This window comes from Ignavibacteria bacterium, from assembly GCA_036262055.1.
Lineage (GTDB): Bacteria > Bacteroidota > Ignavibacteria > Tepidaquicellales > Tepidaquicellaceae > DATAJP01.
In genome coordinates this window covers 1,119,541-1,144,887 of record DATAJP010000003.1, presented here as the reverse complement: position 1 = coordinate 1,144,887, position 25,347 = coordinate 1,119,541, and the positions used below count along the sequence as shown (strand labels likewise).

Below are 25,347 nucleotides of genomic sequence, written 5' to 3'. Positions count from 1 at the left end.
TTTCGCAGGAAAGACAAAGAGTGTCTTTCCTTTCCTTGAATTTATGGTTTAAAATGGGTATCTTTAATGCTATTTTAATTTTGATATATTTACGATGAAAACCGCTATTAGAAAATCCATAAGGACGACAGAATTTGCAAAACCGGAGCAAAATCCAAAGAAATGGCATTTAGTTGATGCCGAGGGCAAAGTTCTGGGGCGTCTTGCTTCCGAAATCGCAAAGAGAATAAGAGGCAAAATGAACCCGCAATATACACCAAATGCCGACTTGGGCGACTGGGTAGTTGTTATCAATGCCGAAAAAGTGAAAATGCTCGGCAAGAGAACCGAACAGAAAGAATACAGACATTACTCGGGTTATCCGGGCGGTCAGAAAGTTATTTCATATAACGAGATGATGAAGAAGCATCCGGAAAGAATCATTCAGCTTGCAGTTAAAAGAATGCTTCCGAAAACAAGACTTGGTAACAGATTGATTCATAAGTTAAAAGTTTATAAAGGAAGTGAACATCCGCATTTTGCTCAGAATCCAAAATCATTAGATATATAAATCGGATATATAAATCAGATAATTTCGAGACATAAAAAAGTATGCCAGCAAAACCAATAACAGTAGGAAGAAGAAAAACAGCGAGCGCAAGATGTTTATTGACATCAGGCAACGGCAAGATTACGATTAATAAGAAAGAGGGAAAAGTATTTTTCATCCCGAGCCAGTATGACTTAGCAATATTGCCTTTTAAGGTAACGGATACGCTTGGAAAATATGATGCAGTGATTAACGTTCACGGCGGCGGTTTCACAGGACAGATTGGCGCAGTTCAGCTTGCGATTTCAAGAGCTTTGGTAAGAGAAAACGCGGAGTTTAAGACAGCTTTGAAAGCTAAAGGGTTGATGACAAGAGACCCGAGAATGGTGGAGCGTAAGAAATACGGTCAGCCAAAAGCAAGAAAGAAATTCCAGTTCTCTAAGAGATAATTTTACAATGCGTGTGGTTGTTGGTGCGGCAAAGCCGTCCCTTCGGGAAAAACACCAACAACGGCGTGTGATGTTTCAAATATAAGTTTTTTAATAAAAAATCATACCGCTTGATTTTTGCAGACGGGTGTCTTGTGTAACAGAGATGTTTGCAGCAAGATGTTTGTAAGAAGATGAGAGCGGTAGTTGAATAACAAAAGCCAACCATTTTTACTTTTCTTTTGAGCGCTTAATTCAAATCACGAGCGCAGACTTAATGAGATGGCTTTGTTTACATAAACAGAACAAGAAAAGGAGAATCATTAAATGTTTAATGTTCAAGTAGAAGACCTTTTGCTCGCAGGTTCACATTTTGGTCACCTGACCAGAAGATGGAATCCTAAGATGAAGAAATATATCTTCATGGAGCGAAATGGAATTCACATCATTGATTTAAAAAAGACACGCGAGATGCTTCAGGATGCTTGCAACTCGGTATCGAAAATTACTTCTGACGGAAAGAAATTGCTTTTTGTCGGAACGAAAAAACAAGCAAAGCAAATCATCAGGGATGAAGCAGAAAGATGCGGAGCGTTTTATGTTTCAGAAAGATGGCTTGGCGGTATGTTAACCAACTTCAACACTGTAAGAAAGAGCATAAAAAAGCTTACGACTTTGCAGAAGATGGAAGAGGACGGAACGATTGACAGATTTGTGAAGAAAGAAAGACTTATCATGGGAAGAGAAAAAGATAAGCTCGACAAAGTATTGAGCGGGATTGTGAACATGACAAAGCTTCCGGGCGCAATATTTTTAGTTGACGTTAAGAAAGAGCACATTGCAATCGAGGAAGCAAGAAAGTTGAATATCCCGGTTTATGCAATAGTGGATACGAACTGCGACCCAGACTTGATTGACTATGCAATTCCTGCAAATGATGATGCGGTGAAATCTATCGAGGTGATTACAAGAGCCATTGCAGATGCGGTGATTGACGGTCAATCGCTTGCAAAGCAAAAAGCTGAGGATGAGTCAGAAGAGATGAAAGAAAAAATGGAAACAGCGTAAGGGGAATTTATTACAACCCCCTTTGTCCCCCTTTGCTAAAGGGGAATTTCAAAATGTCATTCCTGCGAGGGCAGGAATCCAGATAACAGAAAAATTAAATAACATAATAAACGATGGCAATAACTTTAGATCAAATAAAAGAATTAAGAGCCAAGACGGGTGCCGGAATGGCTGATTGTAAAAAAGCTCTTGAGGAAGCAGGCGGTGATTTAGAAAAATCGATTGAGATTTTAAGAAAAAAAGGCGCTATGCTTGCCACAAAGAGAGCCGATAAAATAACAAACGAAGGCGCGATAAAAGATGCGTTTAGTGAAGACAGAACTGCGGGTGCAATCGTAGAAGTAAACTGCGAAACTGATTTCGTTGCCAAAGGCGATGACTTTCAGAACTTTTCAAAATCAGTTGCTGATGCTGCTTTGTCTGCTAACAGCTCTGACGTTGATGCTGTTTTGAAAGCAAAAGTAAACGGATTGACTGTTCAGGAGCATCTTGATGCATTAATGGGAAAAGTCGGCGAGAAAATCGAAGTGAAGAGAGTGAAGAATGTGAATTCAAAAGACGGATTCATTGCTGATTACATTCACTTCGGAAGCAAGCTCGGCGGACTTGTTGCTTTCAAAGGAAACAAGAATGAAGAGTCGCTTGACCTTGGAAAGAAGATTGCGATGCAGTTAGTTGCAATGAATCCTATTTCTATAAAAAGAGAAGATATTGGTGCTGATGTAATAGAAAAAGAAAAAGATATTTACAAGACGCAGTTGTTGAACGAAGGAAAGAAAGAAAATATCTTAGATAAAATCATCGGAAACAAAATCGAGAAGTTTTATCAGGAAAACGTATTGATGGAACAGTCATTCATTCAGGATGAAAAGAAATCAATCGGTGACCTTATAAAAGATTACAATAAGAAGACAGGGGATAACCTCGAAATCCTTGAAATTGTAAGATTTCAGTTAGGGTAATTTTTTTAAAGTCCGCTTTATGCGGACTTTTTTTATATTAAAAAATGAAGACACCTTACAAAAGAATCCTCTTAAAGCTCAGCGGTGAATCCCTGATGGGAAACCAAAACTTCGGAATTGATTCAGACGTGCTTGAGCATCTCGCAACGGAAGTTCAGAAAATAATTTCACCAAAAGTTCAGATTGGCATAGTTATAGGGGGCGGAAATATATACCGCGGACTTTCTGCAAGCAAGCAGGGAGTTGACAGAGTTACAGGCGACCATATGGGTATGCTTGCAACGGTGATAAACTCTCTTGCGCTTCAAAACGCAATCGAAAAAATGGGAACTCCTTCGCGCGTCCAGACTGCAATTCAGATGGATGAAATTGCCGAGCCGTTGATTTTAAGAAAGGCAATCAGGCATCTTGAAAAAAGCAGGGTTGTTATATTTGCAGCCGGAACGGGAAATCCGTTTTTCACTACTGATACTGCGGCAGCACTCAGAGCTATTGAAATAAAAGCTGATTTTGTATTGAAGGGAACAAGAGTTGACGGTGTTTATGATTGTGACCCGGAGAAAAACCCTAATGCAAAAATGTTCAAAAAACTGACATATTCTGAGGTTTTGGAGAAAAATTTGCAGGTTATGGACTTAACTGCCATTACTTTATGCCAGGAAAATAACTTGCCGATTAAAGTTTTTAATATGAATTTAAAAGACAATCTGCTGAAAATCGTATCAGGTGAAGATGTCGGAACGCTTATAAGCTGAGGTTGATAATTTAATGCAGGGATTCGAAACTATTTAAATTTAAAAAAGTAAAATTATTAAAGATGGTAAAAGATATTTTAAAACAGACACAGGACAGAATGGCGAAAGCAGTTGAACACGTTCGCCTTGAACTTATAAAAATCAGAACAGGTAAAGCTACAACGAATTTGTTAGACGGAATAAAGATTGATTATTACGGGACACCAACGCCGCTGAATCAGGTTGGAAATATCAGCACTCCTGATTTTCATACAATTACGATTCAGCCTTGGGATAAGACTGTTATCAGCTCAATCGAAAAAGCAATTTTATCTTCTGACTTAGGATTAAATCCTGCAAATGACGGAAATTTAATCCGCGTTCCGATTCCTGCTCTTAATGAAGAAAGAAGAAAAGAAATTGTTAAGCTTGTCCGCAAGTTTGCTGAAGATGGAAGAGTTTCCATCAGAAACATAAGAAGAGACGAGCTTGAGAAATTAAAAAAGACTGAAAAAGAAGAACATATTTCTGAAGACGAAAGAAAGCAAGGCGAGAATGATATTCAGAAATTGACTGATAAATATGTAAAAGAAATCGATGAGCTTCTGTCGGTCAAAGAAAAAGAAATAATGGAGGTCTAAAGACCTTAACAAAATGCGAAAATTCTGGTTCATCGCATATAACATTTTTTTTGTGCCCCTGATGTGGTTCTTTTTCCGTTTCGGATATTTTTTTAGTCCGAAAATCAGGCAGGGGCTTAACGAGAGACGAAATTTATTCCCGCGTCTTAAAATGTCACTCGGATATCTTGACGTAAACAAAAAAACAATTCTCATTCATTCATCATCGCTCGGTGAATTTCAGCAGGCGCTGCCTCTCATTAACGAACTCGACCATACAAAATTTAACATTGTCCTGAGCTTTTTCTCACCTTCGGGATATACAAACGCCCGCATTAATTTAAAAAATACAATCAAGACATATCTTCCGTTTGATACTGCATCAAATGCGAGAGAATTGCTTGATTTGATTAATCCCGATAAAGTGATTTTAATGCGTTATGATTTGTGGTACAATTTTTTGTATGAATGCAAAAAAAGAAGTCTGCAAACAATTCTTGCAAATGCGCGTTTTGATGAAAAAGACATTTTCTGGAAGCTTCCCGTAACAAAGTCATTCAAGGTTGCACTTTATAACATGATTGATAAAATTTTTGTCATCAACAAAGAAGATGAAGTTAATTTCAAGAAAGTGGTTAAATCTGAAATTAATCTTGCAGGTGATTCAAAATTTGAGAGGGTAATTCAGGCGTCAAAGAAAATCGAATCAAAAGATATTTTGCCTGCGCAGGTTATTGCTAATAAGAAAATTTTTGTAATCGGAAGCTCATGGAAAGATGATGAAGATTTTATTTTTCCGGTGTTAAATAAAATTAACAGATTCCATCCTGACTTGCTCACGATTCTTGTTCCGCACGAACCGAAGGAAAAGAAGCTTGAACAAATTGAAACACGAATTACGAATGAATTTGAGAACATAAAACCGTTAAGATATTCAGAGCTTCATAAGTTTTCAAAACATAACATGATAATTGTTGACAGGGTCGGTTTGTTGATGAAGCTTTACTCGGTTGCTTATCTTAGCTATGTCGGCGGTGGATTCAGAACGGGGCTTCATAACATACTTGAGCCGGCAATTTATAATATGCCGATATTTTATTCAAACAAAGCTGTTAATTCCGACGAGCATGAAATTTTAGTTTCTGCAGGCTGCGCATACATAGCTGAAGACCAGAGGAAATTTTATAAAGAATTGAGTGAGCTTTTATATAAACCTGAGTTGAGAAATGAAACCGGCGGGAAATGCGAACGAGTTTTTGAGAACTCCCTGGGAATTGCAAAGAAAATAATCTCGAATATATGAAATTATGAAAGTAGGACAGACATTCTGTCTGTCCCGACAGGCAGGAATGCCTGTCGTACTAAAGTTTGTTTATTAATCTTTCTTTGGATAAAAGAAAGATTCCTTGCCAGTTATATCCTTTGCGTAAAAATAATAATTAAATTCGGTGAATCCACTTGATGAGGGAATGCTTGCGGTGTATCTTCCGGAACCGTTTGCATCAAAAACTTCCGTGCTTAATGTAAGCGGAGCTTCATCGTAATTACTTGCACCGTCAGTGTTATAAAAAACTTTTATGCTCGATTCATCAAGTTTTGTATTTGAAGCTATGTATGTTGAAATGTTTATGCCGTTTGTATTCGTCTGAATTTCAGGATATGGGCTCCAAATTATTCCGCTGTATAATGCGGCATTGTAAGCATTCACAACTCCCCATCCAAGAACGTTGTCGGGTTTATCCGATTGATTTGCTGTCATTCTCAGCGCTTCACGAAGCTGCATTGGAGTTAAACTTGGGTTTGCTTCAAGCAGCAATGCTGCAACCCCTGCAGTGATAGGAGTCGAGAAAGAGGTTCCATCACCGTATTCATAAGATATATTGTCACCTGATTTTTCTTTCATCGTCGCAAAATAAACAAACACACCGGGAGCAGAAACATCAGGTTTCATTTGACCGTCGCCTGTGGGACCGTTTGATGTGAAGTTTGCAGGTTTGCCATTATACATAACAGCACCGACTGAAATCACCGAATCACCATCTGCGGCAGAGCCCAGTGATGGTTCGGTTGTCTGGTCATAATTTCCCATTGCCTGAAATACCGCAACACCTAAATATGTACATCTGTCGCCTGCGAATGAAGTAATAGGAGCGTCACCGTTCAAATGTTTATATAAATAAGTATTATTGCTGTATGCATCGTCATAATTTCTGTAAATCAGCGAGCTCGTGATGATGTCGACACCAAGAGCTTCAGCCCATTCGGCGGCTTCAAGCCAGAAATCTTCTTCCATCGGAGTTTCAGTCGGGACATATTCTGTTTTTGCGAGAATAATTTCCGAACCAAACGCCGGACTTACAAGCTTGCCGTTTTTAAATCCGCTCATTGTCGAAAGCGTTGCAGTTCCATGCGAACCCTGATTGTTTTTGTCCTCATATTTCTGATTCTTCTGCATATAGGTTGCGCTGTCCTCATTTATGAAATCATATTCCATTGTGATGTTCAAATCCTGCAATGATTCATGATTTCTCCAGTCAAATCCATCATCGAAGCTTGCAATCATAACGCCCTTGCCTGTGAATCCCATCTGATGGAGCAAAGGAACGTTTACCATTTCCATTTGCTTAAGCGAACGACCATAATCATATTTATATTTTATGGAATCTTTCTTTTGCAGTTCCGTTTCAAGTTCAGCTTGTTGTGATTCAACTGATTGTTTTATTAATTTATCAACAACCCTTAACCCCATTACATAATCAAGGTCTAAAATTTCTTCAACCTGCTCTGCTGTAAGATATGCACTTACACCGTTCAGCCATCTTGAAACAGCAATTATCTGAACTTTTTCGGATTTTATTTCATTGATGTATTTTTGATTAACAGGTAAGTCCATATAATCAATCAGCTTATTCTCCGGCAATACTTTGAGACGGCGATTGACAGCGCGTTCGGTCAGAAGCGAGAGTCCTACATTATATGCCTTTGAGCCGAGTTTGATGACAGTGGTTGGCTTAAACTCACCTTTATCTTTAAAGACTATCCAGTACTTAGTGAAGTTTTTTTGTTGTGAGTAAATCTGCGGAGTAAATCCGAAAGAAAAGAATAATACGAGTAAAAGTATTTTTTTCATATAAAGGGGAACAAGTGTGTCATTCTGAGCGGAGCGAAGGGGAACCCATCGGGTCATCCCATTCTTTCAAGTAAGGGGATTCTTCGTCATTTCATTCCTCAGAATGACAAATATTTTTATGAATTATAATTTTCGAGATAATGAACGATTCTCATCAAGAACTGTCCGCCGAGCGCACCGTCAATCAATCTATGGTCGAATGAAAGCGAAAGATATACCATCGGTTTTATCACGACAAAATCACCCTGCTCGGTTTCAAGAACTGCAGGACGTTTTTTAACTGCGCCGACTCCGAGAATTGCTACCTGCGGCTGATTGATAATCATTGTGCCGATAATGTTTCCGAACACTCCGTAGTTTGAAATCGTGAACGTTCCGCCTTGAATTTCATCAAGCGTAAGTTTTTTTACTTTTGCACGCTTGCCGAGGTCGCTTATGTCGCGGGCAAGACCGACAAGATTTTTTCCATCGGCGTTTTTTATAATCGGAACTATAAGTCCGCCGTTATCCATTGCTACTGCCATTCCGAGATTGATTTTGTTTCTCATGATGGCTTTGAACGGAGCTGATGTATCGTCTATAATCGAATTTATAAGAGGAAAATCTTTCAATGCTTTCACGGTAGCTTCGGCAATGAAAGGCATATATGTCATTTTGAAACCTTCTTTTTCAGGGAAGTCTTTGTTCATTTCTTTGCGTGCTTTGTCAACAGCGCTGAGGTCGCACTCTGCGATTGCATTTACGTGAGGTGAAATAGCCATCGAGACAACCATGTGCTCTGCCATCTTTTGGCGTATGTTGTCGAATTCCATAACCGACAAACCTTCTTCGTTGTAGTCAACTTCGTATTTCGGAAGCTCAGGTTTTCTGACCTGTGTTGCCTGTGGTTTTGCAGCGGGTTGTGAAGTTGTCTGAACAGGTTGAGTTGCCGGTTTCTGAGCTTGAACCGGTTGTGTTGCTTGTGTTTTACCTGATTTTCTATTTTCTAAATAAGCGAGAATATCTTTTTTGGAAACTCTTCCGCCTGCGCCTGTGCCGGGAATTCTTTCAAGCTCTTCGAATCCGATTCCTTCTTTTCTTGCAATGTTCATCACGAGCGGAGAATAAAATCTGTCGCTTGTTCCCGATAACTTTGCAGATTCAGGTTCTTCGACTAATGTATCAACTTCTTTTGAAGCTTGCTGAGGTGTTTCTTTAGGAGTTTCTTTCGGTGCTTCTTCTTTAGGTTCAGATTTTTTCTCTATGACCTCTGTGGCTGAAGCAGAACCGTTTGTGTTTATCTTTGCGATTACATTGCCGACCTGAACGACGTCGCCTTCATTGAACATAATTTCCGAGATAACTCCGCTTTCGGGAGACGGCACTTCGGTATCAACTTTATCAGTGGAAATTTCAAGAACGGTTTCATCGCGCTCGACTTTATCGCCTGGCTTTTTATGCCATTTCAATATCGTGCCTTCCATAATGGACTCGCCCATTTTCGGCATCACTAAATCAACAACCATATAATTCTCCTGTAATTTTTAAAATTTGTGCGGAAAAATACGGGCTTTAGCCCATAATCCAACATTCCATAAAATACCTATATAGATTGAGGTATTCAATTCAAAGATTAAGGAGAATTATAAATAAATTTTTATATCATTTCCGAATTGGAGGTTTTTCAATTTCAGTAATTATAAAATGAGTATTTTCTTTTATAACTTCTTTTGAAACTGGAATTAATATAGGATTATTTTCAATAGTTAAATCTCTTAATTGATACCTTGTATAAAGATACTTTGCTACCATTAAGGTGATAAATATAGATGTTATGAAAGACGGCATAAAGCTTCTTCCGTCTGCGACAGCGGACATAAAACCATATACCCATAAAAACATTGAAAAGAAAAAAATAGCCACAAAAAATTTTTGATAATTATATTGCTCCGTAACAGAAAGATTAATGTCATATTCCATTTTATATTTTTTGACAAAGTATAAATACACAAACATTATGCTAATCAAACCGGGAATACCCAATACCAGAAGGGGAGCAATATAAGCTCTCGTTCTGAATAAATTTGTAAAAAACAAATCGAATGCAGGAGTCCAGATATATGATGGCAAATCATTAAACTGAATTCTAACTATTGCAATAGCTGTTAAGGGGAGAATAAAAATCGCTGAGTAAAAAATTAATTTGTTTGGTTTATATTGTTTGAATATGTAATTATAAATAAAATATGTCGGGATTAAAATCAAAGTAAATTCTTTAGCCAGAGCTCCGAGAGTTAAAGCTATTAAGAATAAAAAATCGTTTCGTTTGAAAATGGAATATAGTCCCACCACATAGAAAAATATAAAACCTGACTCTATTAATCCCATTGTCAGATAATAAAAAGTAAAAAAAGATATTCCCAGCATATAGCAACCGATAACCGAAAAACTTTTTGAAAAATTTAATGCTTTTAGAGTAAAATAAAAAAGAACTATTGAACATAAAAAAAGTATTATGTTCATTACGTTTAATGAAGTCAGGGCATCGTTGACAGGCAAAAGCGAAGCGAGATACGGAACAAGGAAACGATAAACAAAAGGTGTGTTTAGTTTGCCGCGGTCTGTTTCACCCCGGTAATATTTGACGCAAAGCAGGTAATCGACTGCGTCACCGGATAAATGATATCCGCGGACAATATTATACTCATCATACTGCCCTGCAATTTTGTTTAAACCGAAGAGATTTTGCTGGTTAAATCTTGGAAAGGATAATGCAATAACAAAAACAAACAATAAAACAAAACTAAATATGATATTGGCGGTTTTCATATTAGTATTATTTGAGGGTTTATAAAAGCTTCAACCCGCTTGCAAAATACATGCATGCAAGCATGCACATTAAGCTTTTAAAATTTTATTTTTGGTTGTGCGGGGTCTCCAATTACCAGCAAACTAAATATTTCTTTTTTAAAAGTAAAGAGGAAAGAGGGAGTTAACATTTATAGGTTTTAGTTTAATAAGGATTTAGGATTTTGATTAATTATTGCAGGATTTTAATAAAAAAATTATATTTGATTAACTTAACTATACGGAAATGAGTGAAATTAAATTGAGTGATAAAGATTTTCTAGAAGCATTTATCAAGAACAATCTAGAATATAAAAAAATTATAAATGATATATTGTTTGAAAGTTCAAAAAAATATTCAGATATAGAAAGTATAAAAAGTATTGTGATACAATTAATAGAAATCTACGTTATTATAACTGAAACTGTTCTAATGGTTTTATATGCAATTAGAAAATATCAATATAATGGAAAATCATTTTTATCTATATATAAATCAATAAAGATAAGTGAGTCTGAAAATTCAAAAATGAGTACTGAAAAAATTCTTGAAACGATTATGAATTTAAATGTAGAAGATTTTATAAAATATTTTAATTTACCATCTTATGATGAATTTTACAGTAGTGTTTCTAAAGAAAAACAAAATGAAGCCAAACAACTATTTGGAAATGAAGAAGAAATTAAAACACAACTATATATAGAGTATTCAAATTTAAAGAAAACCTTAGAAGCACTTGCACAAAATAGAATAAAAATAGGAGATACAGATATAATACCTTTTTATAGGATGTATAACAAATTAAAGCATGGGATGCAAATATACACGGAAAAGGATAAAGATAATATAGGTTTTATTGACGAAGTAAATAGTGTTGATTCTATAACTTCAAAAATTACAATAGATTTTATTTTGTTTCAGAATAAACATATATTATATTATCACAATCAAATTAATAATATGATATTTTCACTAAAACATTTAATAAGTTTAATTATTTGGAGATTAAATTAATTATCTCATCCCTTGTTTATATCAAACAGGGAGCTGACGGAGCGGTTTTTGTTTGTGCGGCTGATTGCTTCTGCAAAGATTTTTGAAACGGAAACAACCTGAATCTTGGGAGATTTTTTTGCTAATGGAAGCGTATCGGAGACGATAAGCTTTTTAATTCTTGAATCATTTATTCTGCTAGTTGCCGGACCTGAAAGTATTGCATGCGTGCAGAATCCATAAACACTTCTTGCGCCTTTATTCAGAAGCGCATTAACGGCATTCACGAACGTTCCTCCGGTATCGATAAGGTCATCAACTATGATGACATCTTTTCCATCGGCATCTCCTATGATGTTCATTACTTCGGCTACGTTCGGCTTAGGACGGCGTTTATCGATTACAATAAGGTCGCCGTGAAGACGCTTTGCGTAAGCGCGAGCCATTTTTATTCCGCCGACATCGGGAGTAGCGATTGCAATATTTTTCAGATTTAATTTTTTCACCTCTGCAGTGAAAACACTTGATGCATAAAGATGGTCAACGGGGATGTCGAAAAAACCCTGAATTTGCGGAGCGTGCAAGTCCATTGTGATGATTCTGTCAGCGCCTGCGGCTGAAATCAGGTTTGCAACAAGCTTTGCAGTGATTGAAACGCGCGGCTGGTCTTTTCTGTCCTGACGGGCATATCCGAAATAGGGGATTACCGCATTTATTCTTCTTGCAGATGCGCGGCGCGCAGCATCAATCATAATGAGAAGCTCCATTATGTTTTCAAACGGCGGATTGGTTGATTGAACGAGATATAAATCCGCGCCGCGGATATTCTCGTTATATTTCATCCATATTTCACCGTCAGAAAAAGTTTTGAACTCGCATTTACCCAGCCTGGTTTTCAGATGTTTTGCAACGGATGCTCCGAATTGGTTAGATGACCTGCCTGCAAAGATTTTTAAATCTGACATTTAAGAATAAATGATGTTTGTGTTGAGATAAGAAGTAAATAGAATTGTAAAATAACTTAATTTTGTAAAATGTAAAACATAAAACGTAAAACAATTAGAGCAAAAATTCTCTTATGGAATTACAGATAAATTCTGTTTCACTGCCGGTAAGCGAAGGAAAGCTCGGCAAGTTGATTCCTGTCCATCCTAAGTTTTCTGCAACGGGAAGCTTCTGATATTTACCTGAATACATTGGCATTGTATGCACGGGATAAAATGACGGTCTTGTTTCAATTCCTTTTTGTTTCAGATGCTCTCTTAAGCTGTCACGAAGATTTATGTCTTTAACCATAATTGTGAACATCCAGTATGTACTAAAAATGTCTTTTGTTTCGCGCTGGTAATCTAAGGGAAGACCTTCGAGTAATTCCATGTATTTAAAAGCAAGCTCGCGCTTAAGTTTTATTTTCTCACCGGCTTTTTCAAGCTGCGCGGTTCCTATAGCAGCGCAAATGTTAGTCATACGGTAATTAAATCCGACAACATCATGCCAGTACTCTCTGTATTTTGCAAGACCATGCATTTTAAAATGATACGCCCTGTCATATAACGTCTCATCGTTTGTGACAACCATACCACCCTCGCCTGTTGTAATGGTTTTATTGCCGTAAAAACTGAAAGTGGATATATCACCAAAAGTTCCTACATATTTATTCTTAAACTTTGACCCGAAAGCCTCGGCGCAATCCTCTATGACGAAAATGTCATGTTTCTTTGCAATATTGCCAATTGCTTCCATATCGCACGGATATCCATAGATATGAACTGCCATTATTGCTTTTGTCTTATCGGTAATCTTTTTTTGAACATCGGCAGGGTCCATTTGCCATGTGTTTTCAAGCGAGTCTACAAATACCGGCTTTGCGCCTGAAAACGTAATAGAGCTTACGGACGCAATGTAAGTGAAGGAAGGAACGATTACTTCATCTCCGGGTCCTATACCTAAAGTTACAAGCGCAAGGTGAAGCGCAACGGTTCCATTGCAAACCGAAGTTGCATGGTTTACATTAATGTAGCCTGCGAAATTATCTTCAAATGCTTTTACAAATTTTCCTTTGGAAGAAATCCAATTTGTATCAAGACATTCATTGACGAATTTTTTTTCGTTGCCGTCGAGCGAGGGCTTATATACAGGAATTTTATAATCCATTTTTAAAAATTTTGTAACTCAGTTATTAAAGGAAGGCTTGTTCAAACTGAAGTTTATTACACCTTCTTTGATTTTTTTTAAGTCAATCATCGCGATACATTCAAGATTATACGGGCAGACACGCTTCCAGCAAGGCGAGCACTCGAGTCCTTCAGGGACAAGCTTAATTCCGCGTCCATAAAGCTCTATTTCGGATGCGCATGAAAGTCCAAACCAAGCTATGACATATTTTTTTAAAGCAATTGCAAGATGCATTCCGAAGCTGTCGCCAGTGATAACCAGGTCGCAGACATTCATATAGCATGCGCCTTTGCGGATGCCCTCGCCGGTTGGAGTGTTTATTATTTTCTCACCGTGAAAATCAGGAAAGCTTTCGTAAATAAGCTTGTTCCGTTCGGTGTCTTCACGTCCGCCAAGCAGGACAATCTTGAGATTATCATAAAACATTAGTTCGCTTATGAGCTGTATATGCTGTTCGATGGTCATTTTTTTATTAGGAAAAAGCTCCGAGCATCCCGTGTTAAATCCGACATAAGTAAATCTGTTGTCATATTCAATTTCGGCTTTATAATCTTCGATGAATTTCAGTTCTTCTTCTGTAAATTCATAGATATATTCATCAGCTTCATATTTTAAATCGAATACCTCATGCAGAATTTCAATTCCTGTCCTTTCATTCTCCCGGAATTTTAGCTGGTCATCATTACCGAGACGATAGCTGTAATAAGCATTTTCATTTGCAGGAATAATTTTTCCGTCTTCATTAAGCAGAAACCCGAATTTGTTTTTTGCTTTTACTTCATTTGCAAATGCGCAGGCATAAACAGATTTATCGGCATTCATCAGGTAATCAAATTCCATATTCCGCAAAATCATTTTATCTTCATCAGTCCAGACAAATATTTTATCGATGAGAGGATTATTTTGTAATAATTTTTGCGCATTCTGCAAAGTTATCCAGTATATAGTACTTTCGGGAAATTTTCTTTTAATCGCTTTCAGTATAGGGGTATTATCAAGAACATTTCCAAGCGCATCCAGTGAAATGATAAGTATCTTAACACCGGTTCTGTTTTCAGGCGTGTCATATTGACAGCCGTTAGTGAGGCAATCGACATAAGAAACACAGGGCTTATAACCCGAAAAATTTTTGCAGCGTGGAAGTTTTAAATCCAAAATTATTTTTTTATTAGTTTATTTTTTTCTTAATCGCATCAAATACTGTTTCAACGGTAATCCCGTTTTCAATCATACATCTTTCCTTGTCCGGACTGCAATGCGAATCGCAATAAGATGCAGTAACTTCGATGTTGCTTGAAGGGTCATTTATAATTCCCCAGTGTTTTGCGCAATTCATCGGACGGTGACAGTGAATTACAACTGCTTTTTTCTTTAACGCATCCGCAATGTGCGCAGGTCCTGTCGAAGAAACCATTATCAAATCGACTGCATTTATAAAAATTATCAGGTCTCTTAACGAATCAAGCTTCTGAGCAATATTAAAAATTCTTTTATCGTTGAGCTTAATGATTTTTTCCAAAAACTCAGGTGACATTTCGCGCGCAGTTAAAAAAATGTTTGTCTTAACATTTTTAATTTCTGTAAGCAATCTTGTTATAAGCTCAAAATATTTATCTTCGCTCCAGTTCGGTGAAGAGTTTAATGAACCGGAATGAACGATAATTTTTACCGCTTCAGGGTCAGCACCGACTTCTTCAAGAAATTTTTCACCTTTAGTCAGCTCTTCCTTAGTTAGAAAAATCTCCGGTGAGATATTATTTGTTTTTACACCGATTTTTCTTGCCAGGTCCATGCAGTAATCAGCTTCGTGACGTAATGGAATGTATTTGTTTCTCGAAACACTTTCCATTAACGTGATAACTTCGTAAAGCTTTTTACCGACACCGATGCGTTTCTTTACTCCTGCAAGAAACATTTGATAAGCAGCGCGCTCGGTCGGCATTACGAGCAGACCATGCATGAATTTTCTTGACCGTAACTGCCTGACGATTTTCCAAAAAGAATCTTTTTGAAGGTCATCAGTTATAATTTCATCCAGATGCGGATTATTGATTAAAACATCAGCAGAGCTTTTGCGCACAAGCGCAGCAATGTATGAATCAGGAAAAGCTTTTTTTATTTCTCGTATCATAGGTGTAATCATAATAACATCTCCGATTCTATCGGTTCTGACAATTAATATGCGTTTCATCTACGCTTATTAGTTTTCAGTCAAAATCGGCGGTGTTCCCAAAATTGTTCTTGTCTGCATATAGCTTTCAACTTTGTAATTTCTCGCATATAGTATGAAACAAATTGCTGTAACCATCATAAATCCCGCGAAGAACCAGAAATAATTTGCACCTGTCAGCGCTTCTGCAATGGCAGGAACACTGATGAATGAATTGACGAGCCCGGTAAATAAATTACCAACTGAAACTGACAAGAGCCAGAGCCCCATTATAAATGACTTCATGCTGTTCGGAGCTTGTGTATATGAAAACTCAAGACCTGTAATAGAAACCATTACTTCTGCTGCTGTGAGAATCACATAAGCAAAAAACTGATATAAAATACTCGGAGTTGCTCCACCGTCAATCTGCATCTGAGCTATTGCTATTACGGCAAATGAAAATGCCGTTATGAACATTCCAATGGAAATTTTTCTAAGAGCAGTTAACGTCCAGAATTTATTAATGAAAGGATAGACCAGATATGTAAATAAAGGAATAAATATTATTATCAGAAACGGATTAATTGCCTGTATCTGCGATGCAAGCAGTTCAAATCTGACAAAACCAAGATTTACCCATCTGTCCATGTTTTCCGATTGCAATACCCACGAAGAACCGGTCTGGTCAAACAACGACCAAAAAACCGCGATGAACAAATACATTATACTAAGATTAAAAATTGCTTTCTTGCCCTGAGGACTGAATACGTCTTTCTTGTATTGTTTCCATCCGACTGGTGGTATCGCAATAAAGACTTTATGTCCCATATAAAAGACTATTGTAGCAACGAGCATTAAAAGTCCCGGCACACCAAAAGCGACGTGAGGACCGAATTTATCCAGAAGAACCGGAATGAGCAAAGTGGAAAGCATAGCTCCGGTATTTATTGAAAAATAAAATATACTGAAGATTTTTTCTAAAAGGTTTTTGTTTTTTTCTTCGAATTGGTCGCCGACGTGAGCCGATACACAAGGCTTTATACCTCCCGAACCGATTGCAATTAGAGTCAGCCCGATTGATAATCCCAAACGCGTATCATCAATAGCAAGCGCAAGATGTCCGAAGCAGTAAACAATGGATAATAGAATTATTGTTTTGTATTTGCCCCAGTAAACATCTGCTATTATTGCTCCTAATATGGGGAAAAAATAATTTGCCATGCTGAAATAATGAAACCATGCTGTTGCTTCATTGTCAGACATCGGTGTAACTACTCCCTCGCTGTTCATTATGTATTGAGTCATAAAGACAACGAGAATTGCCTTCATTCCGTAATAGCTGAACCGTTCGGCAAGTTCGTTACCGATAATGTACGGTATGCCTTTCGGCATTTTATTGCTCTTTTCTGCCATATTAATTGCTATGAATTTTAATCAGTCTTACTTATCTGATTTATTAATTAAACTGTAATTTATTAATATCTATCAATTGATTTATTTTATCAATAATTAAATCTTTAGATAATTGAGTCATGCATATATTGCCTATAGGGCAATCAAGCAGATTGCAATAGAGACAATCGAGTTCTTCTTTTACTATGGTCAAATTTTTCTCGCCGAAAGGTCCCTGAAGTTTTGGATTTGTAGGACCATAGATTCCAAGAACGGGGGTGCCGACTGCAACGGCAAGATGCAATGGTCCTGAATCATTGCCGATTATTAATGCGCACTTTTCTATTAAAGCTCCGAGATATCTTATTGGGCTATCAGGTATAATGAAAGTATTATGCGGAACTTTGGAATGAATATATTCCGCTTCTTCCTTTTCGTTTGCGTTTCCCCATATTAAAATAAAGTTTAAATCGTATAACGCGTTGAGCATTTTTATAAGTTCAACATAATCATCCTGCTTATATTTTTTTGCTTCCCATCCGCCGGTAAACGTTAAGCCGATTGCAGATTTTGCATATAAATTATTTTCTCTGAAAAATTCATCAGCAAAATCTCTGTGAACTACATTAATGGGGATATATAACTCTTTGCTGATGACGGGAATTCCAAGAGTTTCAAGAGCATCAAGATTGAACTGAACATTGTGGACAATTCCGCCGCGTCCTTCACGTGTAATATTATAAGCATATTGTCTTCCCCTGAAATTAAATCCGAACCTGTATTTTGCACCGCTTAAATAAGTTATTAGTGCAGTCCTCGGGTTTCCATAGAGGTCAATGATTAAATCATATTTTTGCTTGCGGATATTTTTTATGAGACACCATGAGCTGTCTTCTTTAGGATCATAAGTAAGAACCCGGGAGATATAAGGATTTTCATCGAGTATGTCGCGGGAATGGCTTAATGATAAAAAATTTATTACGGCATTTGGGAAATATGCGCGCAGGTTCGGAAGCACAGGTGTCGTGAGCAAAATATCTCCTATGCCGCCGAATTTTATTACAAGAATTTTCTTTATTTTATTTTTATCTAATGCCAATTATCTAGCTTATATATGCTCGAAAATTATAAAATTATTTTCCGTTCCGGGAACGTTAAAAGTTTTTTCTTTAAAGAATTTTTTAAGTTCGAATTCGCAATAGCGATAAACGGGACAGATGCCGCATAAAGGGTTCTGAGCGCGGCAGATGTTCCTTCCGAATTTTATTACGTCTGCATGAAACGATACTTTGTATTTATCGGGAATAATTTTATTTGCCTGCTCGAATGTTTTATCAGGAGTATTGGCTTTTGTAATTCCTATGCGGTTCAAGACACGGTGAACGTGTCTGTCAACAACGAAGCTCGGTCTGTTCAAGCCAAACGTGAGCAAACATGAAATTATTTTCACACCAAATCCTCGATATTGCAAAAGTTCCCTGTATATTTCGTCATCCTTCATTTTATGTAGAAACGATAAATTAAAATTTCCGTATTTTTCTTTCATTTGCCGGAGCATTTCCTGAATTTCTTTTGCTTTCGTATTTGCAAGTCCGCAAACTCTTATCTCATCGGCTAATTCCTTATGAGATGCTTCAAGTGCTTCATTCCAATTCTGATATTTTTTCTTCAGATTTTCAAAAGCGATATAAGCGGATTTATCGGTTGTGTTCTGGGTAAGTTTTGCGGCTATCAGCAAGTCCAGCAAATCATCTCTTTTCGGATAACTTCCCTGACTGCCGTAAAGCTTGTGTAATGCATCAATGATTTTTAATAAGGTTTCTTTGCTTTTCAATTTATATCAATTAATATGTATATCAGCTAATCTTCTTCAATAAAATTTTTACGATTCTGCCTGCTGTTTTGCCGTCCCAGTATTCTGGAACTTTTCCTTTTTTATATTTACCGTTTTCAATTTCTTTTATTTTCTTAATGATTAAGTTTTCGTCAAGTCCGCATATTGTATTTGTGCCGATATCCGACGTTACGGGGCGTTCTGTATTTTCACGAAGGGTTAAACAGGGAATTTTGAGAAACGTCGTTTCTTCCTGTATCCCGCCCGAGTCAGTCATAATAAACTTTGCATTATATGTCAGGTTAAGAAAATCAAGATAACCAAGCGGTTCGGTTATGATAAGATTTTTTATTGAGCTTATGGTTTTATCTAAACCAAATTTTTCAATCATTTTATAAGTTCTGGGATGAACCGGGAAAACAATATCAAGCAAAGGATTTATTTTGTTTATTTTCTTAAAGACATCCAGAATTTTGCTAAGATTTTTTTTGCTGTCGACATTTGAAGGTCTGTGCAGGGTTACAAGCACATAATTTTTTTCTGAAACGGCAAGCTCTTGTAATATTTTATTCTTTTTGATTTTTTTCAGATAAAAATTTAATGAGTCAATCATTGTATTGCCGGCATAAAAAATCTTTTTCTTGTCGTATCCTTCTTTTGTAAGATTTTTTATTCCGCTTGGCTCGGTAACAAACAGATAATTTGCAACAACATCGGTTACTTTCCTGTTTATTTCTTCGGGCATTAATAAGTCAAAGCTTCTCAAGCCGGATTCTATATGAGCAACCGGAACCGGCTGACCGTTTTTTCCATACATCTTTGCGCAGACAAGCGCTGCGGCAGTCGTTGAATTAACATCCCCGTAAACCAAAACTAAATCAGGTTTTTCTTTCGCGACAATTTTCTCGAACTTAACCATTATATCGGCAACCTGTTCAGCGTGAGATTTTGAGCCGGCATTCAGATAGATATGCGGTTCAGGTAATTCAAGTTCTTTAAAGAAAATACCCGACATTTTACGGTCATAATGCTGTCCCGTATGGACTATTTTATGAGTTACCTGTTTTTTATATTTTTGGAGCTCTCTATGAACAGGCGCCATTTTCATAAAATTAGGTCTGGCACCCACTACGGACAGGATTTTTTTCAAGAAAAGTTGAGATTTTTGATTAAAAAATGAAACTAAGTAAAATAAAAACGATAAAAAATGAAAGAGGAGTTATATAAAATATTGGGTTTTTGCTTTGATTTTAAACATATAAGTTACTAAAAATAAATTTCTATAATGAAAAAAATATTACTTTTAATTGCTGTGTCAGGAATTTTTCTCACAAATGGCTGCAGTGACAATCCGGAATATTCAGCTCTTTTTCATACCGTTCAGGGAACGGTAATTGATAAATATGGTAAAGCAATACCCGGTGTTAATGCTTATATCGGGAACTATAGATTAACATCAAATGCTGACGGACAATTTCAGTTTAACGCTATTCAAGATCCATATGATTTACAATTAGCTTATACGAATGCAGCGGGAAAACGTGTCGGAATCCATTATACTTCTTTGTTTAATGAAAAAGTAATATTACAGCTCGAAGATTATGTAGCATCATCTCCTTTTTCGGCAAATATATCATTAACTTTACCTGATATTCCTTCAAACTCAAGGTATCTGTTTTTTATCAGCGACTTTAGAAATTTTACATATTCTAATTCAACTACAGGAAGTGTGTCATCATTGATTATTAACTGGTTAGATTCAGTAAACATAAATGCCAGAGTAATGGTACTTATTCAGAATTTAGTTACTCAGCAATACGATAATTATGCATCTAAACCTTTTGTTTTGACAAATAACGAGAATATAAATATAACATTTACTTCGGGAGATTTTGATTTTGATCCATCTGACACACCAATTTCCGGTAATATAAATACAGCCAGCGGGTTTACAGCAAGTGGTTCGGCTTTGTCATTTCGATTTAATGAAGGTCCCGGATTATATGGAAGTATGCCGGCACAAATCGGTTCATCAACTTCGAATTATAGTTTTTTTATTCCGGACAATTTACCTGTGAATGCAAAATATATTGTTAGTGCTTCGGCAACAAATTCTTCGGTATCTGCTATATATAATACAATCACATATACTCCCGAGTTTCCGAATGCTGACCTTCCTTTATATGCTCCGTCTCAGCAACTTGAGCCGGCTAATAATACAACAGGAATAAATTATGATAAATATTTTACCTTTACCGACGGAGGAGGAGACGGAATTTATAAAATTTACCTGACAGGCACCAGCAAACAATTTATTATTTATACGAGGGCGACATCATTCAGGATTCCCAATTTTCCTTATGATGACCTGCTTAAAATTATAAATGATGAAAGTTTTACGTGGCAAGTTTATAAATTAATTGATATTAACAATGTGGATGAGTGGCTGAGGATGAGGGAAATTAACCAAGCGGATTTTGACGGAATAACACGTTCGGAAATTTATAATTTCACTACAAGCAGTAATTGAAAAAAGTTTTTTTAATATTTTTTTTATTTGTAATTCCTGCACTGACGTTTGCGCAGGCAAAGATTGCCTCAATAGATTTCAGAGGAAATGATTTTTTCAGCAGCAGGACTCTCCAGGACTATATGGTGCTGAAAAGAGACCGGGACTTTAACTCTTTTCAGTTCGACGCCGATTTAAAAGCAATAAGAAGCAGATACAAAGCAAACGGGTTTTTGTTTGCAAAAATCGACAGCTCTGCGATACGTTATAACTATGACAGCTCGTTTGTTGATTTATCTATTTTCATAAGTGAAGGTGAGCAGGTTAAAGTCGGGAAGATTGAACTAAGCGGAAATCATGTCATTACCGATACCGAGATTCTATCTCAGCTTGAAACGAAATCAGGTGAGATTTTAGATGAAAGAGTTCTTGATGATGACATTATAAATCTTCTCGATTATTATCAAAAAAAAGGACTACCGTTTGTAAAGGCAAGTATCGATGATGTTTCGATTTATGAAGGTAATGGTAAAACATATTTAAAAATAAATCTACAAATTGAAGAGAACTCGCAGATAAAAATTCAGGAAATAAAAATCACCGGCAACGATGTTACAAGCCGAGACGTGATTCTGCGTGAGATTCAACTCGACACAAGCGATTATGTAACTTCCGAAATGCTTGAAGACATAAAGCTTCGGCTGGAGAAACTGAATGTTTTTGATTATGTTGAGAATCCCAAAATTTATATTAACAAAAAGCAAAATAAAACCGGTCTGCTGATTCAGGTCAGAGAAGGGAACAACAATACATTTGATGGAATTATCGGATATGTTCCGCCGCCGAGTGAAAATGAGGATGGTTATTTTACGGGACTTGTAAATGTTTCTTTCAGGAATTTGTTCGGCACAGCGCGCCGTCTTCATCTTCGCTGGCAGCAGGAAGTCAGGGAGACTCAGGAACTTGAGTTTCAGATAGGCGAACCATATTTGCTTTCAAGTCCTGTGAGTGTTGACCTGGGTTTTCTGCAGAGAATTCAAGATACAACTTACACTCGCAGAAGAGTTGACGTTGTTGCCGGGCTTCCTGTTACTCAAAGGTTTTCTATTTCGGCGCTTGGGGGTTATGATAGAATAATTCCTGCGGAAGAAAACAGGAACAGTTTTATAATTGCTGACTCAAGAATTTTTTCAACCGGAATAGAACTGCGGTATGATACGCGCGATAATATTTATTTCCCGACAAGCGGAAATTTGATTAAGACTTCATATACATACGGTGATAAAAAGATTTTTAACATTGCTGAGCTGGACACGCTTGGGTTTAAGGAAAATTATACGATACAAAGATATACCGGCGAGCTTGATATTTTTTATTCTTTCTTTAAAAGAACTTCTACTTTATTAAAATTATTCGGGGGTGAAGTAAGAGGCGAACGGATTGAAGAATCGGAGCTTTTCAGAATAGGTGGAAACAAAAGCATCCGCGGATACCGCGAAGAACAGTTCCTTGCCTCGAGATTGTTTTATGGAAATCTTGAAATGCGCTTTGCAATTTCGCGTCGAAGTTTTTTCTATGGATTTTATGATGCGGGATATTATCAGAGAGTTGCAGATGAGATTAATAAAATTCCCGCGCAGGAAGGATTTTTGTTCGGGTATGGCATCGGCTTGCGCCTTGAGACAAATCTCGGATTAATCGGTGTCAGTTACGCGCTCGGCAAAGGCGACAGTCCGCTTGACGGGAAGATAAATTTTGGTTTGATTACGGATTTTTAGTTATCCTCCCCCAACCCCCTCCAAAGGGGGCATTGCTAAAGTCCTCCTTTGGAGGAGGATTTAGGAGGAGGACTTTAGATATTAGTATATAATTATTTTCATTGGTTCGAAGGTCATGTTGTTGTAATATAAAAACTTTCCTATATCACACTCACTACATTTACCTTTTATGCAGTAAAAATTATGCAAGTGAATCAACCCCTGCTCATCCTGCAAATATTTTGTTTTGAAGTTTAGCTGTGCATTCATCTTGCGGGTGATTTCATTGTCGTTTCCGGATTTCATTCTAGCATAAACTTCTTTTATTTTTAAAGTCAGTTCAGGTTTTTCAAATAGTTTAGCATATAAATATATAACTGGTATGACTACGTTTATGAAAATGTCCGTTAATCTTTGCTTGCCGATGAGTGAACCTGCGGTTTTCTTTGTTTCTTTGCCGAAGTTATAATGATTCAGCCAGTAATCGCTTACTTCAACTTCTTCAAATAAATTTATAAAATCTTTTTCGGTGTTTTTGCTTTTCTCAAATAATAAAATGACTCTCTTAAAGTATTCTTCATAAATAATTTTATAAACTAAACCTGATAAATATGCGAGGCGTATTGTCGGGAAGTTTGCAGGTCTTAAGCGGAAGAAATTCCAATCGGCTTTGTTAAGCACTTCATCAAATTTTTTGTTTAATGCTTTCCAGTTGTCTTTTAAATGAGATATATATTCATCTTTAAAACGCAAATCTTTCAGAAAACCTGCGGTGCCATAAAGAACGGAATCAATCTGAATTAAATTCAAATTTAGTTTTTTTATCTTATTTAGTTTAGTGAAATTTGCAAGCTTTAAAAACTGTTCTTTGTTTTTTGAGTACCCAAGCGCTTCTGCAATCAGCTCAAAGAATACCTGCTCCCAGTTTTCACGGCTCGATAAACTTTTTCCAGAACAAATTAATTTGTATTTTATTCTTTCAGCTTTATACTTCAGACGCATTTCGCTCAACTCAAAAATCCAGTCGCGTTTTAAATCGGGATTAACATCGTGATTATCAGGGTGGCAGGGGATTTTAAATTGTTCGGAAGGATTGTTTATTATGTCACGCCAGATTTTATGAACGGACGTATTCAGAAATTTTGACAAAACTACTGTCGGAATTTTTCTTGACTTCGACATCTTTGGAATTTCACCATCGTAAGTTTCCCACATCACGATTTGCAATACAACGTGATTATATTTTTTATCTTTGTAATGCTTGTGGCTGTCCCAGTCGGTCATTGAGCGGTGAATTTCAACATCACCTCTCAAAACTGTCTCGCCGATTTTAACCACGGCTTCCTTATAATCGGCTCCCGAGTCAAAATTTTTTATTCCAAAGTTAATTATTGAAACTTTTTGTCCTTCGGTGGTGTGTAAATCAGTATAATATTCCCCGTTTTCCCATATCCGTGAGATGAAGCTTTCGTTTAGGTCAAGTTTTTTCATTAAAATTGTGGGATAAATTTGATAATTTTAACGAATTAATAATTAAATTAAAAAGTAAATTTATGTTAAGAAAACTATCTCAGTTATCATTTTTAATTATTTTGGCGGTGGTGATTTCATCATGCGGGAATAAACAGGCTGCAAAGTCAGAACAGCAGTATATGCAGGAAGCGCAGGCGAAAGTCGATGCTAAGCAGTACGAAGAAGCAATAGCTATTTACAGGGAATACATAACAGCTTATCCTAAATCGGAGGGTGTGCATGATGCTTACAATAAAATTGCAGGTTATTATTTAACCGAACTTAAAAATACTCCCGAGGGAATAAAAGCATATAAAGAGCATGCTGAAAAATATCCTGATACAAAACAGGGAAAAAATTCTTTGTTCCTTGTTGCGTTTACTTATGATGAAGTTCTGAAGGATAAAGACAATGCGATTAAAGCTTATGAAGTGTTTTTAGCAAAGTATCCAAATGATACAGACCCGAACGAAAAGTTCAGCGAGTCTGCAAGAGTAATGCTTGAGAATCTGAAATCTGGAACATCGATTGAAGAAATGATTAAGAAAATCGAAAGCCAGAATCCTCCAAGCACAGACACGACTACTAAAGTGAGCCCTGATGTTCAGTTAAAAAAAGTAGAACCGGAAAACACAACCAAGAGTCCGAAACAGGAATTATTAGACCAAAGAAAAGAACTGGAAAAGAAAAAATAATTTTTAAAACAGAGTTTAGAATAAAAAGCC

At 36.7% G+C, this 25,347-nt stretch carries 23 protein-coding genes; 11 read left to right on the top strand and 12 right to left on the bottom strand.

The features are described 5' to 3' along the window. Positions 1-94 precede the first annotated feature (94 nt). The 7 genes from rplM (at position 95) to VHP32_12100 (ending at position 5,644) form a co-directional block, all read left to right on the top strand. Positions 95-550, top strand: coding sequence for a 50S ribosomal protein L13 (gene rplM / locus VHP32_12130; protein HEX2788637.1), 456 nt, complete (start codon positions 95-97; stop codon positions 548-550). Positions 551-591: 41 nt separating this feature from the next. Further along, on the top strand, positions 592-978 hold the full coding sequence (gene rpsI, locus VHP32_12125) for a 30S ribosomal protein S9 (GenBank protein ID HEX2788636.1): 387 nt from the start codon (positions 592-594) through the stop codon (positions 976-978). 306 nt (positions 979-1,284) lie between these two features. Then, a complete protein-coding gene (rpsB, locus tag VHP32_12120) occupies positions 1,285-2,025 on the top strand; it encodes a 30S ribosomal protein S2 (GenBank protein HEX2788635.1) in 741 nt (246 codons plus the stop codon). A 113-nt stretch (positions 2,026-2,138) separates the two neighbouring features. After that, positions 2,139-2,987: a translation elongation factor Ts gene (gene tsf, locus VHP32_12115; GenBank protein ID HEX2788634.1), complete on the top strand. Its 849-nt coding sequence runs from the start codon at positions 2,139-2,141 to the stop codon at positions 2,985-2,987. Between the two features lie 44 nt (positions 2,988-3,031). Further along, the gene (gene pyrH, locus VHP32_12110) at positions 3,032-3,742 is read left to right on the top strand and encodes a UMP kinase (protein ID HEX2788633.1); all 711 of its coding nucleotides are present in this window, start codon (positions 3,032-3,034) and stop codon (positions 3,740-3,742) included. A gap of 62 nt (positions 3,743-3,804) precedes the next feature. Continuing rightward, positions 3,805-4,362 (top strand): ribosome recycling factor, encoded by a 558-nt coding sequence (frr, locus tag VHP32_12105; protein HEX2788632.1) that lies wholly within the window; start codon positions 3,805-3,807, stop codon positions 4,360-4,362. Positions 4,363-4,423: 61 nt separating this feature from the next. After that, positions 4,424-5,644 carry a glycosyltransferase N-terminal domain-containing protein gene (locus VHP32_12100; protein ID HEX2788631.1) on the top strand — a complete coding sequence of 407 codons (1,221 nt, stop codon included), beginning with the start codon at positions 4,424-4,426 and terminating at the stop codon, positions 5,642-5,644. Between the two features lie 72 nt (positions 5,645-5,716). On the opposite strand, the gene VHP32_12095 is transcribed toward VHP32_12100, so the two are convergent. The 3 genes from VHP32_12095 to VHP32_12085 form a co-directional block, all read right to left on the bottom strand. Then, complete coding sequence (locus VHP32_12095) at positions 5,717-7,471, bottom strand: S8 family serine peptidase (GenBank protein HEX2788630.1); 1,755 nt, start codon at positions 7,469-7,471, stop codon at positions 5,717-5,719. Between the two features lie 116 nt (positions 7,472-7,587). Continuing rightward, positions 7,588-8,976, bottom strand: a complete 1,389-nt coding sequence (locus VHP32_12090; GenBank protein HEX2788629.1) for a dihydrolipoamide acetyltransferase family protein — start codon at positions 8,974-8,976, stop codon at positions 7,588-7,590. A 136-nt stretch (positions 8,977-9,112) separates the two neighbouring features. Then, positions 9,113-10,279, bottom strand: coding sequence for a hypothetical protein (locus VHP32_12085; protein HEX2788628.1), 1,167 nt, complete (start codon positions 10,277-10,279; stop codon positions 9,113-9,115). Positions 10,280-10,544: 265 nt separating this feature from the next. Here VHP32_12085 and VHP32_12080 point away from each other — a divergent pair, with 265 nt between their 5' ends. Next, the gene (locus tag VHP32_12080) at positions 10,545-11,312 is read left to right on the top strand and encodes a hypothetical protein (protein HEX2788627.1); all 768 of its coding nucleotides are present in this window, start codon (positions 10,545-10,547) and stop codon (positions 11,310-11,312) included. A 5-nt stretch (positions 11,313-11,317) separates the two neighbouring features. On the opposite strand, the gene VHP32_12075 is transcribed toward VHP32_12080, so the two are convergent. The 8 genes from VHP32_12075 to wecB form a co-directional block, all read right to left on the bottom strand. Further along, entirely contained in the window at positions 11,318-12,256 is a 939-nt protein-coding gene (locus tag VHP32_12075) for a ribose-phosphate pyrophosphokinase (GenBank protein HEX2788626.1), read from the bottom strand. 94 nt (positions 12,257-12,350) lie between these two features. Further along, positions 12,351-13,445, bottom strand: coding sequence for a DegT/DnrJ/EryC1/StrS aminotransferase family protein (locus VHP32_12070; protein ID HEX2788625.1), 1,095 nt, complete (start codon positions 13,443-13,445; stop codon positions 12,351-12,353). 18 nt (positions 13,446-13,463) lie between these two features. Continuing rightward, positions 13,464-14,621: a glycosyltransferase family 9 protein gene (locus VHP32_12065; protein ID HEX2788624.1), complete on the bottom strand. Its 1,158-nt coding sequence runs from the start codon at positions 14,619-14,621 to the stop codon at positions 13,464-13,466. A 13-nt stretch (positions 14,622-14,634) separates the two neighbouring features. Next, positions 14,635-15,657: a glycosyltransferase family 9 protein gene (locus VHP32_12060; protein ID HEX2788623.1), complete on the bottom strand. Its 1,023-nt coding sequence runs from the start codon at positions 15,655-15,657 to the stop codon at positions 14,635-14,637. A gap of 9 nt (positions 15,658-15,666) precedes the next feature. After that, entirely contained in the window at positions 15,667-17,031 is a 1,365-nt protein-coding gene (locus VHP32_12055; protein ID HEX2788622.1) for a POT family MFS transporter, read from the bottom strand. Between the two features lie 43 nt (positions 17,032-17,074). Beyond that, on the bottom strand, positions 17,075-18,109 hold the full coding sequence (locus VHP32_12050; GenBank protein ID HEX2788621.1) for a glycosyltransferase family 9 protein: 1,035 nt from the start codon (positions 18,107-18,109) through the stop codon (positions 17,075-17,077). Positions 18,110-18,118: 9 nt separating this feature from the next. Further along, positions 18,119-18,844: an endonuclease III gene (locus tag VHP32_12045; protein HEX2788620.1), complete on the bottom strand. Its 726-nt coding sequence runs from the start codon at positions 18,842-18,844 to the stop codon at positions 18,119-18,121. Positions 18,845-18,866: 22 nt separating this feature from the next. After that, positions 18,867-19,994 (bottom strand): UDP-N-acetylglucosamine 2-epimerase (non-hydrolyzing), encoded by a 1,128-nt coding sequence (gene wecB, locus VHP32_12040; protein ID HEX2788619.1) that lies wholly within the window; start codon positions 19,992-19,994, stop codon positions 18,867-18,869. A 135-nt stretch (positions 19,995-20,129) separates the two neighbouring features. Between wecB and VHP32_12035 the strand changes: the two genes are divergently transcribed. Together VHP32_12035 and VHP32_12030 are read left to right on the top strand one after the other, a co-directional pair. Then, entirely contained in the window at positions 20,130-21,374 is a 1,245-nt protein-coding gene (locus tag VHP32_12035) for a carboxypeptidase-like regulatory domain-containing protein (protein ID HEX2788618.1), read from the top strand. After that, positions 21,371-23,131: a POTRA domain-containing protein gene (locus VHP32_12030; GenBank protein HEX2788617.1), complete on the top strand. Its 1,761-nt coding sequence runs from the start codon at positions 21,371-21,373 to the stop codon at positions 23,129-23,131. Before VHP32_12035 ends, VHP32_12030 begins: the two co-directional genes overlap by 4 nt. A gap of 81 nt (positions 23,132-23,212) precedes the next feature. Here VHP32_12030 and VHP32_12025 read toward each other — a convergent pair whose 3' ends face one another. After that, positions 23,213-24,601, bottom strand: a complete 1,389-nt coding sequence (locus tag VHP32_12025; protein HEX2788616.1) for a DUF2851 family protein — start codon at positions 24,599-24,601, stop codon at positions 23,213-23,215. 62 nt (positions 24,602-24,663) lie between these two features. On the opposite strand from VHP32_12025, the gene VHP32_12020 reads away from it, so the two are divergent. Beyond that, positions 24,664-25,317 carry a tetratricopeptide repeat protein gene (locus VHP32_12020; protein ID HEX2788615.1) on the top strand — a complete coding sequence of 218 codons (654 nt, stop codon included), beginning with the start codon at positions 24,664-24,666 and terminating at the stop codon, positions 25,315-25,317. Positions 25,318-25,347 lie beyond the last annotated feature (30 nt).

What these genes read in the sequence shown, in the direction of transcription:
- VHP32_12060 (HEX2788623.1), bottom strand. Translation starts at nt 15,657, where the DNA reads ATGAAACGCATATTAATTGTCAGAACCGATAGAATCGGAGATGTTATT.
- VHP32_12075 (HEX2788626.1), bottom strand. Translation starts at nt 12,256, where the DNA reads ATGTCAGATTTAAAAATCTTTGCAGGCAGGTCATCTAACCAATTCGGA.
- VHP32_12055 (HEX2788622.1), bottom strand. Translation starts at nt 17,031, where the DNA reads ATGGCAGAAAAGAGCAATAAAATGCCGAAAGGCATACCGTACATTATC.
- rpsB (HEX2788635.1), top strand. Translation starts at nt 1,285, where the DNA reads ATGTTTAATGTTCAAGTAGAAGACCTTTTGCTCGCAGGTTCACATTTT.
- rplM (HEX2788637.1), top strand. Translation starts at nt 95, where the DNA reads ATGAAAACCGCTATTAGAAAATCCATAAGGACGACAGAATTTGCAAAA.
- rpsI (HEX2788636.1), top strand. Translation starts at nt 592, where the DNA reads ATGCCAGCAAAACCAATAACAGTAGGAAGAAGAAAAACAGCGAGCGCA.
- VHP32_12095 (HEX2788630.1), bottom strand. Translation starts at nt 7,471, where the DNA reads ATGAAAAAAATACTTTTACTCGTATTATTCTTTTCTTTCGGATTTACT.
- VHP32_12035 (HEX2788618.1), top strand. Translation starts at nt 20,130, where the DNA reads ATGAAAAAAATATTACTTTTAATTGCTGTGTCAGGAATTTTTCTCACA.
- VHP32_12020 (HEX2788615.1), top strand. Translation starts at nt 24,664, where the DNA reads ATGTTAAGAAAACTATCTCAGTTATCATTTTTAATTATTTTGGCGGTG.
- frr (HEX2788632.1), top strand. Translation starts at nt 3,805, where the DNA reads ATGGTAAAAGATATTTTAAAACAGACACAGGACAGAATGGCGAAAGCA.
- VHP32_12025 (HEX2788616.1), bottom strand. Translation starts at nt 24,601, where the DNA reads ATGAAAAAACTTGACCTAAACGAAAGCTTCATCTCACGGATATGGGAA.
- pyrH (HEX2788633.1), top strand. Translation starts at nt 3,032, where the DNA reads ATGAAGACACCTTACAAAAGAATCCTCTTAAAGCTCAGCGGTGAATCC.
- VHP32_12070 (HEX2788625.1), bottom strand. Translation starts at nt 13,445, where the DNA reads ATGGATTATAAAATTCCTGTATATAAGCCCTCGCTCGACGGCAACGAA.
- tsf (HEX2788634.1), top strand. Translation starts at nt 2,139, where the DNA reads ATGGCAATAACTTTAGATCAAATAAAAGAATTAAGAGCCAAGACGGGT.
- VHP32_12100 (HEX2788631.1), top strand. Translation starts at nt 4,424, where the DNA reads ATGTGGTTCTTTTTCCGTTTCGGATATTTTTTTAGTCCGAAAATCAGG.
- VHP32_12090 (HEX2788629.1), bottom strand. Translation starts at nt 8,976, where the DNA reads ATGGTTGTTGATTTAGTGATGCCGAAAATGGGCGAGTCCATTATGGAA.
- VHP32_12080 (HEX2788627.1), top strand. Translation starts at nt 10,545, where the DNA reads ATGAGTGAAATTAAATTGAGTGATAAAGATTTTCTAGAAGCATTTATC.
- VHP32_12085 (HEX2788628.1), bottom strand. Translation starts at nt 10,279, where the DNA reads ATGAAAACCGCCAATATCATATTTAGTTTTGTTTTATTGTTTGTTTTT.